Consider the following 16447-nt stretch of genomic DNA (forward strand, 5'->3'; position numbering starts at 1 on the left):
CCTTGCGCCGGGACGTTTTTTCGTGTCGGGCCCGTGTACGCACATGGGGTCGCAGTCGTCGGATGGACCCATGTGCTGGAAGGAGACCCATGGCAAACCCGGACAAGACAGCCGCCGTTGCCGAGCTCGCAGAAAGCTTCCGCGAGTCGAATGGCGCTGTTCTCACCGAGTACCGCGGTCTCACCGTGAAGCAGCTGCAGGAACTGCGGCGCACTCTCGGTGCGAACGTGAGCTATGCCGTCGCCAAGAACACGCTGACCAAGATCGCCGCCAAGGACGCAGGAGTGGAGATCGACACCGATCTGCTCACCGGTCCGACCGCCATCGCCTTCATCAAGGGCGATGCTGTCGAGGCGGCCAAGGGTCTGCGTGACTTCGCGAAGGCCAACACGCCGCTCATCATCAAGGGAGGCTTCCTCGACGGGAAGATCCTCACTGCTGAAGAGATCAACAAGCTGGCCGACCTCGAGTCGCGCGAGGTCCTCCTCGCCAAGCTCGCAGGTGGCATGAAGGCCAGCCTGACGAACGCCGCGTCGCTGTTCAACGCCCCGCTGTCGCAGGCCGCCCGAGTTCTGGGTGCCCTGCAGGCGAAGGCCGAGAGCGACCCGTCGGTTCTGGCAGCGGGCCCCGCGCCTGCTGCCCCGGTCGAGGAGGCCCCCGCGGCCGAGTCGGCTGAAGCAGAAACCCCGGCCGAGGCACCCGCCGACGCCGCCCCTGTCGAAGCGTCTGCCGACGCCGAGACGACCGAGGGCTGAAAGCCCGATTCACATCGGGACCCCCTCGGGGTCTCAATAACGGAAGGACGCCCCCATGGCGAAGCTCAGCACCGGCGATCTGCTGGATGCATTCAAGGAAATGACCCTCATCGAGCTCTCCGAGTTCGTGAAGGAGTTCGAGGACACGTTCGACGTCACCGCGGCCGCCCCGGTTGCCGCTGCTGCCGCTCCTGCTGCCGGTGGCGCTGCTGCCGGTGGCGAGGCTGCTGCTGACCAGGACGAGTTCGACGTCATCCTCGAGGGTGCCGGCGAGAAGAAGATCCAGGTCATCAAGGAAGTCCGTACGATCACGGGCCTCGGTCTCAAGGAGGCCAAGGACCTCGTCGAGGGCGCCCCGAAGCCTGTTCTCGAGAAGGCCAACAAGGAAGCTGCCGACAAGGCCAAGGAGGCCCTCGAGGCCGCCGGCGCCTCGGTCACCGTCAAGTGACTCGTCGCTGAATCCATTCAAGAGCGCCCCTCCTTCGGGAGGGGCGCTTTTGTCTGCCCGGGGTGACGTGGCTCACGATTGTCACACGGAGTTACATGAGGTATGTTTCACCGGATCCCTCGGTTGTTACCGGCGAGTCACGAAGCGTCGCGAGAGCGTAACCTCGGTTGCCATATCTCGTTACTCTCTGTGTCCGCAGTCACACCGACCTAGGATGAGGTAGTTCGGCCGGCATTCGCCGGCAGACCACGGCAAGCAAGGAGGGGCCGACCGTGGGCGTTGAAGTCGTCGTCGAGGGGCTGACCAAGAAGTTCGGGAGCTCACTCATCTGGAAGGACGTCTCGCTGACCCTTCCGGCAGGTGAGATCTCCGTGATGCTCGGCCCGTCCGGCACCGGCAAGTCGGTGTTCCTCAAGACCCTGATCGGACTCCTCAAGCCCAACGAGGGGCACGTCTACATCGAGGGCACGGACATCGCCAACTGCTCCGAGAAGGACCTCTACGAGATCCGCAAGCTGTTCGGCGTCCTGTTCCAGGACGGTGCGATGTTCGGGTCGATGGACCTGTACGACAACGTCGCGTTCCCCCTTCGCGAGCACACCAAGAAGTCAGAATCCGAGATCCGTCAGATCGTGATGGACAAGATGGAGCTGACCGGTCTGGTCGGTGCCGAGAACAAGCTGCCCGGTGAGATCTCCGGCGGCATGCGCAAGCGCGCCGGACTGGCCCGCGCCCTCGTGCTCGATCCCGAGATCCTGCTGATCGACGAGCCCGACTCGGGCCTCGACCCGGTCCGTACGTCCTACATCAACCAGCTCTTCATCGACCTCAACGCGCAGATCGACGCCACCTTCCTGATCGTGACGCACGACGTCAACACCGCCCGTACGGTGCCGGACAACATCGGCCTGCTCTACCACAAGCACCTGGCGATGTTCGGTCCGCGCGAGATGCTGCTGACGTCGTCCGAGCCCGTCGTGGCGCAGTTCCTCAACGCCCAGACTGTCGGCCCGATCGGCATGTCCGAGGAGAAGGACGCCGACGAGCTCGCCGCGGAGCAGGGCATCGAGATGCCCCCGCTGCCGCCCGTACCGCTGCAGCTCGAGCCGTCCGACGGACGGCCCCGCCGTGCCCAGCGCGAGGCGGGCGCCTGGTGCCGCGACAACGGCGTCACCGCCCCTGCCGGTTCTTTCGGAGAGAAGATGCCGCTGGCTGCCGGCGGTGTTGCGTGACAACAGCCGTTGTGGCCGGGCCCGCGAGGGTTGCCGGCAATCTGTTCGCCTTCATGCTGGATGTGCTGGTGGCGCTGTTCCGCCGTCCGTTCCAGCTCAAGGAGTTCCTGCTCCAGGCCTGGTTCATCGTCAAGGTGACGATCGTCCCGACCGCGTTCGTGTCGATCCCGTTCGGCGCGGTCATCGCCCTGCAGGTCGGCGGCCTGATCAAGCAGTTCGGCGCGCAGTCGTTCACCGGCTCTGCCGCGGTCCTCGCCGTCGTCCGTGAGGCCGGCCCGATCGCCTGCGCCCTCCTGATCGCGGGTGCCGCCGGTTCGGCGATCGCCGCTGACTTCGGCGCGCGCCGCATCCGTGAGGAGCTCGACGCCATGATGGTGCTCGGGATCGACCCGATCCAGCGGCTCGTCGTGCCTCGCGTCCTGGCCTGCATGCTGGTCGCGGTCTTCCTCAACGGCCTGGTGACGGTCGTCGGCGTGGCTGGTGGCTACGTCTTCAACGTCATCCTGCAGGACGGCACCCCGGGCGCCTATCTCGCGTCGTTCACGGCACTGGCGCAGCTGCCAGACATGTATCAAGGCATGGTCAAGGCCCTCATCTTCGGCTTCCTCGCCGCGATCGTCGCGTCCTACAAGGGCATGAACGCCAAGGGCGGCCCCAAGGGCGTCGGTGACGCGGTCAACGAGGCCGTGGTCATCACGTTCACCTTGCTCTTCATCGTCAACTTCTTCATCTCGGCCATCTACATCCAGCTCGTGCCGCCCAAGGGGATGTGACGATGTCCGACAAGACAGCTCTGTCCGCCGTCACCGCCCTCCCGGCCAAGTTCAACGGCTTCCTCGACGACCTCGGTCGTCAGATGCTGTTCTACATCCGGGTCGTCGCCTCGGTTCCGCGCACGATCAAGAACTACGGCAAGGAGATCGTCCGGCTGCTCGCCGAGGTCGCGCTCGGATCCGGCTCGCTCGCGGTCATCGGCGGCACCGTCGGCGTCATCACGGCGATGTGCTTCTTCACCGGCACCGAGGTCGGCATCCAGGGCTATGCCGCCCTCGACCAGCTCGGCACCGCCGCCCTGACCGGATTCGTCTCGGCCTACTTCAACACGCGTGAGATCGCGCCGATCGTCGCCGGCATCGCGCTCGCCGCGACCGTCGGCTGCGGCTTCACCGCCCAGCTCGGCGCCATGCGGATCAGCGAAGAGGTCGACGCGCTCGAGGTCATGGCGATCCCGTCGCTGCCGTTCCTCGTCACGACCCGCGTCATCGCCGGCCTCATTGCGGTCGTCCCGCTCTACATCGTGGGCCTGCTGTCGTCGTACTTCGCGACCAGATTGACGATCACGCGGATCAATGGGCAAAGTGCGGGCACCTACGACCACTACTTCACGACGTTCCTGCCACCGAGCGACGTGTTGTGGTCGTTCGCCAAGGTGCTGATCTTCGCCGTCGTCGTGATCTTGATCCACTGCTACTACGGCTACTACGCGAGTGGTGGACCGGCTGGCGTCGGCGTGGCCGTGGGTCTCGCGGTGCGCACGTCGATCGTGGCGATCAACGTCGTCGACCTCCTGGCCTCCATGGCGATCTGGGGCACCAACGTCACCGTGAGATTGGCGGGCTGAACCATGGCTCGTACCCCTCTCCTCGAGCGTTCCGGCTCCCTCAAGGTGCTCGGCGCGGCTTTCATCGCCCTGATGCTCCTGATCCTCTGGGTGACCTACGCGTTCTTCACCAAGGCGTTCGTCAACTACGACGCCGTGACGCTCAAGACCGACACCACCGGCGTCAACCTGCCGCAGAATGCCGACGTCAAGCTGCGCGGCATGATCGTGGGCGAGGTCCGCAAGGTCGAGCCCGACGGCGACGGCGTCAAGCTGCTGCTGGCGATGAACCCCAAGCTCATCAAGGACGTCCCCAAGGACGTGACGGCCCAGCTCATCCCCAAGACGTTGTTCGGTGAGAAGTACGTCGCGCTGATCCCGCCGACGCACGATGACGGCGAGACGCTGCAGGCCGGCGACACGATCACCAAGGCCGACGTGCCGATCGAGGTCGAGACATTGCTCAACGACCTCTATCCGTTGCTCGACGCGGTCGACCCGGCCAACCTGTCCTACACGCTGAGCGCCGTCGCGACCGCGCTGGACGGGCGCGGCAAGGAGCTGGGCGAGACCTTGGTCCAGGCCAACAGCTATCTGCAGAAGGTCAACCCGGACGTACCGCAGCTCATCGACGACCTGACCAAGCTCGGCACGGTGTCCGACGGCTATGCCAACGCGATGCCCGACCTCGGCCGGCTGCTCCGCAACACCGTGGTGACCGGCAACACGATCGTCGCCAAGAAGGCCCAGCTGACGGCGTTCTTCGACGAGGCGACTGCCTTGTCCAACACCTTGACCACCTTCACGAAGGACAACGGCGACAACATCAAGGCACTCAGCAAGCTCAGTCGCCCGATCCTCGAGACGGTCGGCGAGTACTCCACGACGTTCCCCTGCTTCCTGGGTGCGCTGCACACGCTCATTCCGCGCCTCGACAGCGCCTACCGTGACGGCAGGCTGCACATCAACGTCGAGATCATCGCCCAGCCCGACGCGTACGACGCCAACGAGAACCTCAGCGCGACGCAGAAGACCTTCGACGACGCCTCCAACGGTGCCCCGGCCAAGAACGGCAAGGACATCCGCGCCGACAACGCCGCGACGCCGAGCTGCATCGACCTCAACGAGATCAACAAGGGCAAGTCCCACGAGAAGGCGATCTCCTCGCAGGCGCACCCGTTCAAGATCCCGGCCGACGTCTACAAGCTCGTCGGCATCAAGAAGCCGCACGCCAAGTTCGGCAGCGCGGCGGACTTCGCCAACCGCTCGGCCGCTTCCAGCGTCTCGCTGGAGGACCTGGTCCAGCCCAGCATCACCGGCGTCGACTCCGCCGGCGAACGCGCTGAGCTCAATGTCCTGCTCGGTGGCACGCTCGGCATGCAGCCGTCCAGCGTCCCCGACATCGGGTCCCTCCTGATCAGCCCCGTCCTGCGTGGATCGGCGGTGGAGCTCCGATGAAGCAGATCGATCGCGAGTCCCTCGGCGCCCTGGTCAAGCTCGGCTTCTTCTTCGCCTTCACCGGCATCTCGACGCTGATCCTGGCCCTCACCTTGAGCAACGGCTCGTTCGGTGACCGCAAGGAGTACAAGGCAGTCTTCGGCGACGTCACCGGCATGGCCAAGGGCGATGACGTCCGCATCGCGGGTGTCGCCGTCGGCTCGGTCAAGAAGGTGCAGATCGTCAACCGCGACAAGGCCCTCGTGACGTTCGGCGTCGACTCCGACGTCCCGTTGACCGACAACACCAACGCGACGATCAAGTTCCGCAACCTGGTCGGGCAGCGCTACATCGCGCTGACCCAAGGTGCCGACGGCGCCAAGACGACGCTCAAGGAAGGCAGCACGATCCCCGAGAGCCGCACCCAGGAAGCGCTCGACCTCAACGTCCTGCTCAACGGGTTCAAGCCGGTCTTCCAGGCGCTCTCCCCCTCGGACACCAACAAGTTCGCCTACGAGATCGTCCAGACCCTCCAGGGCGAGAGCGGCAACGTCGAGAACCTGCTGGCCCGGACATCGTCCCTGACCAACACGCTCGCCGGCCGCGACCAGCTGATCGGCGATGTCATCACCAACCTGAGCGAGGTGCTCGACACGGTCGGCAGCCGCGACAAGGAGCTGACCGACACGATCGACACGCTCCAGCAGTTCGTGACCGGCCTCAAGGACGACCGCGACGCGATCCTCAACTCGGTCGACTCGATCTCCGACCTGACCGACGAGACGTCCGACCTGCTGGTGCAGGGCCGCCCGGCGCTCACCGAGGACGTCAAGCAGCTCAACGCGCTGACCAAGAACCTCAGCTCCAGCAAGAACCTCTCGACGCTCCAGAACTCGATCAAGATCCTGCCGATCAAGCTGCAGAAGATCGGCAACGCGGCGTCCAGCGGCGGCGAGTTCAACTTCTACCTGTGCGACGTACGGGGCAGCATCACGATCCCTGCCATCGCCGGCATACTGCCGCAGACCAAGCTCGACCTCGGTGGGCCTGAGGGTCTCGCCGTCGGCGGCGCACGATGCGATCAGCCGGGGTACGCCAAATGAAGCCATTCCGCGAACGCAATCCCGTCGTCATCGGCGTCATCGGCATCGCCGTGATCGCCCTGATGATGCTCGGCGCCTTCCGCGCCGATCGTCTGCCGATCATCGGCAGCGGCGACACCTATCACGCCGACTTCGCCGAGATCGGTGGGCTCAAGGCCGGCAACGAGGTCCGGGTCGCCGGCGTGTCGATCGGCAAGGTCGAGGGCATCGAGCTCCGGGGCAACAAGGTGCGCGTCACGTTCAAGATCGACAAGGGCACCAAGTTCGGCACCGAGACGGGCGCCGACATCCGGGTGCGTACGTTGCTGGGCGCGGAGTTCCTCGCCCTGACGCCCAAGGGCCCGGGTCAGCTGCCCAAGGGCGCCATCATCCCGGTCGCACGCACGATCGCGCCCTACGACGTGGTGCAGGCGTTCTCCGAGCTCAGCAAGACCACCGACGAGATCGACATCCCCGAGCTGTCCAAGGCGCTCGACACGCTCGCCGACGTCTCGGCCAGCACGCCGGAGGAGTTCCGGGGTGCCATCAAGGGCGTCTCGGACCTCTCGCGCAACCTGGCCGCTCGTGACGACCAGATCAACACGCTGCTGGTCAACCTCAAGAAGGTCTCGGGTGTCCTCAACTCGCGCAACACCGAGCTCGTCACGCTGTTCAAGGACTCCGACGTGCTGTTCCAGGCGATCAGCGCGCGGCGCGACTCGATCCACCGCCTGCTGGTCTCGACCCAGTCGATCTCGACCCAGCTGCGAGGACTCGTCAAGGACACCCGCTCCAACCTCAAGCCCGCTCTCGACCAGCTCGACGTGGTGACCACGATGCTCCGCAAGAACGAGGCGAGCCTCGACGAGGCACTGCGGACGTACCCCGGATTCCTGCGGGTGTTCTCCAACCCGCTCGGCACCGGTCCGTGGTTCGACACCTATCTCGGCGGGCTCAACACCGGCGGCCTCGTCTCACAGATTCAAGGCGCCTTGGGAGGTGGCAACTGATGAGTCCCTCCGGTCTGGCCCAGCGGTTCGCCGGCATCTCCAAGGTGCTGACGGTGTTCGTCGTGCTCGCGCTGCTCGCCGCCGTGCTGCTCGTGGTCAACAACGGCGACGGCAAGCGCTACATCACGATCGACTTCGAGCAGACCAACTCGGTCTACAAGGGATCCGACGTCAAGATCCTCGGTGTGCCCGTCGGCGAGGTCGTGAGCCTCACGCCGCGCGGCGACGTCGTACGCGCCAAGGTCTCCTACAAGGGTGACGTCAAGCTGCCCAACGACGTCAAGGCCGTCGTGGTCTCGCCGTCGATCGTCGGTGACCGGTTCATCCAGCTCGCCCCCGCCTACAACGGCTCGGGCGCAGTGCTCAAGGACCACGCCTACCTGCCGGTCGATCGCACCGCCGTGCCGGTCGAGCTCGACCAGGTCTACAAGTCCCTCGACGACCTGTCGGTCGCGCTCGGACCCGAAGGCGCCAACAAGGAGGGCTCGCTCAGCAAGCTCATCGATGGCAGTGCCGCCCAGCTCGACGGCCAGGGCGCGCAGCTCAACGAGACGATCCACAACTTCGGCAAGCTCAGCACGACGCTGTCCAACAACAAGGACGAGCTGTTCGGCAGCCTGCGGGAGGTCGAGGAGTTCGTGAGCCTGCTGAAGACCAACGACTCGGCTGTGCGCTCGTTCAACGACAGCACGGCCCAGGTGTCCACGGTGCTCGCCGGTGAGCGCGAAGACCTCAAGGAGACCCTCCGGCAGCTCAGCCTGGCCCTCGTCGACGTCAATTCGCTGGTCAAGGAGAACCGCGGCAAGCTGCGGAGCAACGTCGACAACATCGCCTCGCTCGCGGCGCTGCTGGCCAAGCACAAGGACGAGCTCGAGGAGACCACGATCAACGCGCCGACGGCTTTGACCAACGTCGCGCTGGCCTACAACGGCACGGCCGGCAGCCTCGACACCCGCAACGACATCCCCGAGGTCCTCTTCGGCTCGGCGACCGATCCCACGACGTTCCTGTGCAACATGCTCGGTGAGACGGTGACCGACGGCATCTGCAAGACGTTGAAGGACGTGCTCGGAGGCCTGCCGCGCACCGCGCCGGCGTCGTCCGCGCCCAGTCCAGAGCCCGACCCGGTCAACCGTTCGGTCGCCGACATGCTGGCGGTGAAGTGACATGAGCACCCGACTCCTGCGTGCCGGCGTCATCGCCAGTGTCATGGCCGTGCTCCTCAGCGGTTGCGGCTTCTCGCCCTACAAGCTGCCGCTGCCCGGTGGCGCCGATCTCGGCAGCGACCCCTACACGGTCAAGGTGCAGTTCCGTGACGTGCTCGACCTCGTCCCGCAGAGCGCCGTGCGGGTCAACGACATCGCCGTCGGCAAGGTCACCGACATCAAGCTCAACGGCTGGACGGCCGTCGTCACGGTCAAGGTCAACGGCGACACCAAGCTGCCTGACAACGCCGAGGCGACGATCCGCCAGACGAGCCTGCTGGGCGAGAAGTTCGTGTCCCTCGCCCCGCCCAAGACCGGGGCCGAGGGCCGCCTGACCAACGGCGACACGATCCCGCTCGACCGGTCGAGTCGCAACCCCGAGATCGAGGAGGTCCTGGGCGCCGCGTCATTGCTGTTCAACGGCGGTGGCCTCGAGAAGACCAACACGATCGTCCGCGAGCTCAACAATGCCCTCGGCGGCAACGAGCCCGAGGTCAAGGAGCTCATCAACACCACGACGTCGTTCATCACCCAGCTCGACAACAACAAGAGCGCCTTGCTCACGTCGCTGGAGAAGATCAACCGGCTCGCGGTCGCGACCAACGACCAGAAGGCAGCGATCACCGGCGCGCTCGACGACCTGCCCGAGGCGCTGCGCGTCGTCAACGGCCAGCGCGACGACCTGGTCAAGCTGCTGCAGTCGCTGTCCCGGCTCAGTGACGTCGCCACCGGGGTCGTCCGCGACTCCAAGGCCGACACCGTCGCCAACCTCCGCGCCCTGGTGCCGACCCTCACCAACCTCACCAAGGCCGGCGACGACCTGGCGTACGCCACCAAGGCGCTGCTGACCTACCCCTTCTCCGACGGGTTCGTGGGCAACACCTACGCGAAGGCGTCGGGCAAGTGCGAGGACGGCACGCCCGCGGTCAAGCAGGGCGTGTGCTTCGGCGACTTCTCCAACCTCTCGCTGGGCCTCGACATCGGGGTCAACCAGCTCCAGACGATCCTCGACGGCTACGCGGCGACGGCCGGCATCAAGGCGCCTGACCTGCCCAAGATCATCGAGGACCCGGCCCAGGGGCTCGTGGACCTGGTCACCGGTCTCGTGCCCACCGAACCGACCGGTCAGCCCGGTACGACCGATGGGCCGACCAGCGGCACGCCCCAGCCCACGCCGACCGCGACCACGGCACCCAGCCCGGGCGGCATCTGCTCGTTGCTCGGCACGTGTCGCACGGCGGTGGCCAACACGCCGGCAGGCGATCTGGAACGACTTCTCGTGGAACCGGTGGTGGCACCATGATCTCCAGGCTCACCAAGATCCAGCTGGTGATCTTCGCGATCGTCACCGTGCTGGGTGGCGCCTTCGTCGGCGGTCGCTACGCGCAGATCGACCGACTGGTCGTGGACCGCAGCTTCCCGGTGTCGGCGCAGTTCAAGGACTCCGGCGGCATTTTCGCGGGCGCCCAGGTGACCTACCGCGGCATCCCCGTGGGCAAGGTCGGCAAGCTCAGCTTCAAGGACGACGGGGTCCGCGCGACGCTCGACATCGAGAACAGCGCCCCCAACATCCCGTCGGACGTGCTTGCCGTCGTCGCCAACAAGTCCGCGATCGGCGAGCAGTTCGTCGACCTGCAACCGCGTACCAACTCCGGGCCCTACCTCCACAAGGGCTCGTCCATCGCGCTGGCCAACACCCGCATCCCGATCGACACCACGACGCTGCTGGTCGACGTCAACAACCTGGTCACGTCGGTCAACACCGACAGCCTCCGCACCGTGGTCGACGAGCTGGGCCAGGCGTTCGAGGGCACCGGTCAGGACCTGTCCACGATCCTGGACACCTCGTCGGAGTTCATCCGGGCCGCCGACGACAACATCGACGTGACGCGTTCGCTGATCCACGACTCGACCTCGGTCCTGCAGACCCAGATCGACAAGCAGGGCGAGCTCGGCACGTTCTCCAAGAACCTCGCGCTGCTGTCCGACAGCCTGGTCGAGGCCGACCCCGACCTGCGTCGCCTGTTCGACAAGGGCAGCCAGAGTGCCGCCACCTTGAACGCCGTCGTCAAGGAGAACTCCCCGGACCTCGGCAACGCGATCCGCGACCTCGTCACCTCCGGCAAGCCCCTGTCGCAGAACGTGCTCGGGCTGCAGGCGATCTTCATCCTCTACCCCTACCTGGTCGAGGGCTCGTTCTCCGTGCTCGACCAGGTGCCGAACTCCAACAACTACAACGCGACGTTCGGACTCGCGCTCGCGGCCTCGCCGGCGACCTGCACGTACGACCAGAACGGTGGTTCCGCTTCGGGCTACCGTGAGCGTCGCGAGGAGCAGGTCATCAGCGACAAGGAGTTCAATACGAACCTGGACTGTAATGTCCCTGACAACCACATCGCGCGACAGCCTTGCAAGACCGAGTTGAATGGGAAGACACCCATCCCGTGCAAGGCCAAGCTCGATCGACCGGCTGCATCGTCGGATGAAACTGTCTCCACCGGAAAGGACTCCTGGAAGTGGCTTCTGCTCGGCCCGGCCCAACAGTGACCGAAAGGTCAAGCCGCTCCCGAGTCATCGCTCTCCTGGTCGTCACCACGGCTCTTGGCGTGGTGCTCTCGATAGTCGGCGGCATCCTGCTGCTCCTCGACCCCTCCGGCAGCGACGGTGACTCCAAGGACCGCAACGCGGTGATCTCTCGCGCCAACGACTTCGCGGTGGCCTACAACACGTACGAGGTCCAGGAGCTCGCCGACTACCAGAAGCGGCTCAAGGGACTGCTCACTCCGTCGTACGACAAGGAGTTCGTCAAGATCACCGACGCGGTGTTCAAGGCGCTGGAGTCCAAGAAGCAGAAGAGCGGCGATGCCAAGGTGGTCGGCACGGCGGTCGACAGCATCGACAAGGACTCGGCCGTGGCACTCGTCGCGGTGGACTCCAAGATCACCAACACCGACAACGAGGCGGCCGTGTTGAGGCACTTCCGGTGGAAGGTCTCGTTCGTCAAGAGCAAGGGGGAGTGGCGGATCTCGACGTTCGAGAGCGTCGCACCCGTGCAGGCCGAGGCCACGCCGGCGACGCCCAGCCCCAGCTCCACGGAAGGTGGCGCCGAATGAGCGATCCCACCGGTCCCGTTCGCCGTCGCCGCATCGCAGGCGAGGGCAAGCCCGCCGTCCCGGCGAAGAAGCCCACTGTGCCGAAGGTCCCAGCCAGGAAGGCTGCTGCCAAGAAGGCCGCGTTGCAGAAGGCCGCACCGCCGGCACCCCCGGCCAAGTCCGTCGCGACCGCCAAGGCCGCCCGCGTGCCGAAGGTCGCCGAGCCCAAGCCGGCCCGCGAGTCCGTCGATCCGGCCGACCGGGTTCCGGCCCTGCTCGTGCTCGTGGCCGCCGTCGCCCTCGTGGCAGGTGTCGTGCTGAGCGTGCTCGGTGTCCAGCACCTGCGGGGTGGGGGAGGCGACGACGGCCTCGACTCCTCCCGCGATCAGGCCGTGTCGGCCGCCGGCACCGCGGCCCAGACGATCTTCTCGTTCAGCTCCGACAAGCTCCCGCAGCACGAGTCGGCGTCCACCGCCCTCATGACGAAGTCGTTCGCCAAGGACTTCGAGAAGATCGCGCCGGCGCTGACCCAGGTCACGGAGAACCGCAAGGTCGTCGTCAAGGCCGTCGCGCGTGAGGCCGCGCCGCTGTCGTGTGGCAACGAGTGCTCCAAGGACAAGGTCGACGTGCTGGTGTTCCTCGACCAGGCGCGTCTCGTGGGCTCGTCCAAGGAGCCGACGGTGTTCGCCAACCGGGTCTCGGTGTCGATGGTCAAGACCGACGACGGCTGGCTCGTCAGCAACGTACGCGCGTTGTAGGAGTCGGTGGTTGAGGTGCGGAGGCTGCTAGCGGCCGAGCCTCGAAACCACGTGGGTGCGGCTGCCGCGTTGCGGCGCTCTGCCGCAGCGAGCCTTCAAATCTCACGGCGAGTCCTCGCCTGAAATGCCTGCTTCTGCTCGAAAAGCCAAATAGACTCCCCCACGCGGCTGGGTTTGTCAAGACCCGCCCTTGCTTCGCTGTGTCCTGCGGGTTACACTGAACTTTCGCGCTCGCTCTGTCTGCCCATGTCCCCTTGACCGGGGTCGATTGGCGTGCGCGCAGCACGATCCACCGAGCCACCCGCCTGCGAGCCCTTGGAAGGACCCCTCTTGGCCGCCTCGCGCACCTCCGCACCTGTTCAGCCCCGCCGCATCTCCTTTGCAAAAATCTCAGAACCGCTCGAGGTCCCAGAGCTTCTCGCTCTGCAGACCGACAGCTTCGCCTGGTTGATCGGCGACGACTCGTGGAAGGCCGGTGTCGAGGAAGCCCTCGCCGGTGGCCGGACCGACGTCTCCACCAAGTCCGGCCTCGAGGAGATCTTCGAGGAGATCTCCCCGATCGAGGACTTCTCCGAGACGATGAGCCTGTCGTTCCGCGATCACCGCTTCGAGCCGCCGAAGTACTCCGTCGAGGACTGCAAGGACCGCGACGTCACCTACGCCGCTCCGCTGTTCGTCACGGCCGAGTTCATGAACAACGAGACTGGCGAGATCAAGAGCCAGACCGTCTTCATGGGCGACTTCCCGCTGATGACCGACAAGGGCACGTTCATCATCAACGGCACCGAGCGTGTCGTCGTCTCGCAGCTCGTCCGCTCGCCGGGCGTCTACTTCGAGCGCGTCCCCGACAAGACGTCCGACAAGGACATCTACACCGCGAAGGTCATCCCGTCGCGTGGCGCATGGCTCGAGTTCGAGATCGACAAGCGCGATCTCGTCGGCGTCCGCCTGGACCGCAAGCGCAAGCAGAGCGTCACGGTGCTGCTCAAGGCACTCGGCTGGAGCGAGGCCCAGATCCTCGAGGAGTTCGGCCAGTACGAGTCGATCCGCCTGACCCTGGAGAAGGACAACACCACGACCCAGGACGAGGCGCTCCTCGACATCTACCGCAAGCTGCGTCCGGGCGAACCGCCCAGCCGCGAGGCCGCGCAGACGTTGCTGGACAACTACTACTTCAACGCCAAGCGCTATGACACGGCCAAGGTCGGTCGCTACAAGATCAACAAGAAGCTCGGCGTCGAAGAGGCCTTCGACCAGCAGACGCTGACGATCGACGACATCGTCTCGACGATCAAGTACATCGTCGCGCTGCACGCCGGCGAGACCGAGCTGGCGACGCCGGCCGGTCAGACGATCGTCGAGGCCGACGACATCGACCACTTCGGCAACCGTCGCATGCGCACGGTCGGCGAGCTGATCCAGAACCAGCTCCGCACGGGCCTGGCCCGCATGGAGCGCGTCGTCCGCGAGCGCATGACGACTCAGGACGTCGAGGCCATCACGCCGCAGACCCTGATCAACATCCGCCCGGTCGTCGCGGCGCTGAAGGAGTTCTTCGGCACCTCGCAGCTCAGCCAGTTCATGGACCAGAACAACCCCCTGGCCGGACTGACGCACAAGCGTCGCCTGTCCGCCCTCGGACCTGGTGGTCTGTCCCGTGAGCGCGCCGGCTACGAAGTCCGTGACGTCCACCCGTCGCACTACGGCCGCATGTGCCCGATCGAGACTCCGGAAGGCCCCAACATCGGCCTGATCGGCTCGCTCGCGTCCTACGGCCGGATCAACTCGTTCGGCTTTGTCGAGACGCCTTACCGCAAGGTCGTCAAGGGCAAGGTCACCGAGCAGGTCGACTACCTCACCGCGACGGACGAGGACCGCTTCATCATCGCTCAGGCCAACTCGATCCTGACCGAGAAGAGCACCTTCGCCGAGGACATGGTCCTCGTACGCCAGAAGGGTGGCGAGGCCGAGCTTCGTCCCGCCGGCGACGTCGACTACATGGACGTCTCGCCCCGACAGATGGTGTCGGTCGCCACGGCGCTGATCCCGTTCCTCGAGCACGACGATGCCAACCGCGCCCTCATGGGCTCGAACATGCAGCGTCAGGCCGTCCCGCTGATCCGCAACGACGCCCCGCTCGTCGGCACCGGCATGGAGTTCCGTGCCGCCGTCGACGCCGGTGACGTCACGGTGGCCAAGGTCGCCGGTGTGGTCAACGAGGTGTCCGCGGACGCGATCGAGATCATGCAGGACGACGGCTCCTACTTCACCTACCGTCTGGCGAAGTTCCGTCGCTCCAACCAGGGCACCTGCACCAACCAGCGCCCGCTGGTCGAGCAGGGTCAGCGCGTCGAGGTCGGCACTCCGTTGGCCGACGGCCCGTGCACCGACGAGGGCGAGATGGCCCTCGGGACGAACCTGCTCGTGGCATTCATGCCGTGGCAGGGCCACAACTACGAGGACGCGATCATCCTCTCGCAGCGAGTCGTCCAGGACGACCTGCTGACCTCGATCCACATCGAGGAGCACGAGGTCGATGCCCGCGACACGAAGCTGGGTCCCGAGGAGATCACCCGCGACATCCCCAACGTCAGCGAGGAAATGCTGGCGGACCTGGATGAGCGTGGCATCATCCGCATCGGTGCCGAGGTCGGCAACGGCGACGTCCTGGTCGGCAAGGTCACGCCCAAGGGTGAGACCGAGCTGACCCCCGAGGAGCGTCTGCTCCGTGCGATCTTCGGTGAGAAGGCGCGCGAAGTGCGCGACACCTCGCTCAAGGTCCCGCACGGCGAGTCGGGCACCGTCATCGGCGTCCGGGTCTTCGACTCGGCCGAGGGTGACGAGCTCTCACCGGGCGTCAACCAGCTCGTGCGCGTCTACGTTGCGCAGAAGCGCAAGATCTCCAACGGCGACAAGCTCGCCGGTCGCCACGGCAACAAGGGCGTCATCTCCAAGATCCTTCCGGTCGAGGACATGCCCTTCCTTGAAGACGGCACGCCCGTCGACATCGTGCTCAACCCGCTCGGTGTCCCCGGACGAATGAACGTCGGACAGGTGCTGGAGACCCACCTCGGTTGGGTCGCCAAGACCGGCTGGCAGATCCCGGACGACGAGAAGGACGAGTGGGCGCAGACCCTCCGCAAGATCAAGGCGGACAAGGCTGAGCCCTCCACCAACATCGCGACGCCCGTGTTCGACGGCGCCCGTGAGGACGAGATCCAGGGCCTGCTGGCCTCGACTCTCCCCAACCGGGACGGCGAGCGCATGGTCAAGCGTGACGGCAAGGCGGTGCTCTTCGACGGTCGTACCGGCGAGAAGTTCCCCGACCCCGTCTCGGTGGGCTACATGTACCTGCTCAAGCTGCACCACCTCGTCGACGACAAGATCCACGCACGTTCCACGGGTCCCTACTCGATGATCACGCAGCAGCCTCTCGGCGGTAAGGCGCAGTTCGGTGGACAGCGCTTCGGCGAGATGGAGGTGTGGGCCCTCGAGGCCTACGGAGCGGCGTACGCGCTGCAGGAGCTCCTGACCATCAAGTCGGACGACATCCTCGGACGCGTCAAGGTCTACGAAGCGATCGTCAAGGGCGAGAACGTCCCCGAACCCGGCATCCCGGAGTCGTTCAAGGTTCTCGTCAAGGAGATGCAGTCCCTGTGTCTCAACGTTGAGGTGCTCTCCAGTGACGGCTCGGCCGTCGAGATGCGCGACGCGGAAGAGGATCTCTTCCGTGCCGCCGAAGAACTCGGCATCGACCTGTCCCGGCGTGAGCCCTCCAGCGTGGAAGAGGTCTGAGCGCACTCCGCTCAGACCCCTCCACGCCCCCAG

14 protein-coding genes are annotated in these 16447 nt (G+C 65.8%); all 14 read left to right on the plus strand.

Going from position 1 to position 16447, the window contains the following annotated elements; translation table 11 throughout:
- Window positions 1-89 precede the first annotated feature (89 nt).
- Window positions 90-755, plus strand: a complete 666-nt coding sequence (gene rplJ / locus BOSE46_RS00355) for a 50S ribosomal protein L10 (protein ID WP_159537169.1) — start codon at window positions 90-92, stop codon at window positions 753-755.
- Window positions 756-810: 55 nt separating this feature from the next.
- Window positions 811-1203 (plus strand): 50S ribosomal protein L7/L12, encoded by a 393-nt coding sequence (rplL, locus tag BOSE46_RS00360; RefSeq protein WP_159537171.1) that lies wholly within the window; start codon window positions 811-813, stop codon window positions 1201-1203.
- A gap of 272 nt (window positions 1204-1475) precedes the next feature.
- Complete coding sequence (locus BOSE46_RS00365) at window positions 1476-2435, plus strand: ABC transporter ATP-binding protein (RefSeq protein ID WP_159537173.1); 960 nt, start codon at window positions 1476-1478, stop codon at window positions 2433-2435.
- A 53-nt stretch (window positions 2436-2488) separates the two neighbouring features.
- Window positions 2489-3208 carry an ABC transporter permease gene (locus BOSE46_RS00370; RefSeq protein WP_159539299.1) on the plus strand — a complete coding sequence of 240 codons (720 nt, stop codon included), beginning with the start codon at window positions 2489-2491 and terminating at the stop codon, window positions 3206-3208.
- Between the two features lie 2 nt (window positions 3209-3210).
- Window positions 3211-4056 (plus strand): ABC transporter permease, encoded by an 846-nt coding sequence (locus tag BOSE46_RS00375; RefSeq protein ID WP_159537175.1) that lies wholly within the window; start codon window positions 3211-3213, stop codon window positions 4054-4056.
- 3 nt (window positions 4057-4059) lie between these two features.
- Window positions 4060-5493, plus strand: coding sequence for an MCE family protein (locus tag BOSE46_RS00380; protein ID WP_159537177.1), 1434 nt, complete (start codon window positions 4060-4062; stop codon window positions 5491-5493).
- Window positions 5490-6575, plus strand: coding sequence for an MCE family protein (locus BOSE46_RS00385; protein ID WP_159537179.1), 1086 nt, complete (start codon window positions 5490-5492; stop codon window positions 6573-6575). Before BOSE46_RS00380 ends, BOSE46_RS00385 begins: the two co-directional genes overlap by 4 nt.
- The gene (locus BOSE46_RS00390) at window positions 6572-7564 is read left to right on the plus strand and encodes an MCE family protein (RefSeq protein ID WP_159537181.1); all 993 of its coding nucleotides are present in this window, start codon (window positions 6572-6574) and stop codon (window positions 7562-7564) included. The genes BOSE46_RS00385 and BOSE46_RS00390 overlap by 4 nt, the downstream gene beginning before the upstream one ends.
- A complete protein-coding gene (locus tag BOSE46_RS00395; RefSeq protein WP_159537183.1) occupies window positions 7564-8730 on the plus strand; it encodes an MCE family protein in 1167 nt (388 codons plus the stop codon). Before BOSE46_RS00390 ends, BOSE46_RS00395 begins: the two co-directional genes overlap by 1 nt.
- A gap of 1 nt (window position 8731) precedes the next feature.
- Complete coding sequence (locus BOSE46_RS00400; protein ID WP_159537185.1) at window positions 8732-10072, plus strand: MCE family protein; 1341 nt, start codon at window positions 8732-8734, stop codon at window positions 10070-10072.
- Entirely contained in the window at window positions 10069-11316 is a 1248-nt protein-coding gene (locus BOSE46_RS00405) for an MCE family protein (protein ID WP_159537187.1), read from the plus strand. Before BOSE46_RS00400 ends, BOSE46_RS00405 begins: the two co-directional genes overlap by 4 nt.
- A gap of 59 nt (window positions 11317-11375) precedes the next feature.
- Window positions 11376-11882 carry a hypothetical protein gene (locus BOSE46_RS00410; RefSeq protein WP_159537189.1) on the plus strand — a complete coding sequence of 169 codons (507 nt, stop codon included), beginning with the start codon at window positions 11376-11378 and terminating at the stop codon, window positions 11880-11882.
- A complete protein-coding gene (locus BOSE46_RS00415; RefSeq protein ID WP_159537191.1) occupies window positions 11879-12619 on the plus strand; it encodes a hypothetical protein in 741 nt (246 codons plus the stop codon). Before BOSE46_RS00410 ends, BOSE46_RS00415 begins: the two co-directional genes overlap by 4 nt.
- 330 nt (window positions 12620-12949) lie before the next feature.
- Window positions 12950-16414: a DNA-directed RNA polymerase subunit beta gene (gene rpoB / locus BOSE46_RS00420; protein ID WP_236551565.1), complete on the plus strand. Its 3465-nt coding sequence runs from the start codon at window positions 12950-12952 to the stop codon at window positions 16412-16414.
- Window positions 16415-16447: the final 33 nt, after the last annotated feature.

Source organism: Aeromicrobium sp. 9AM (assembly GCF_902506105.1).
In the GTDB taxonomy this organism is placed as follows: Bacteria; Actinomycetota; Actinomycetes; order Propionibacteriales; family Nocardioidaceae; genus Aeromicrobium.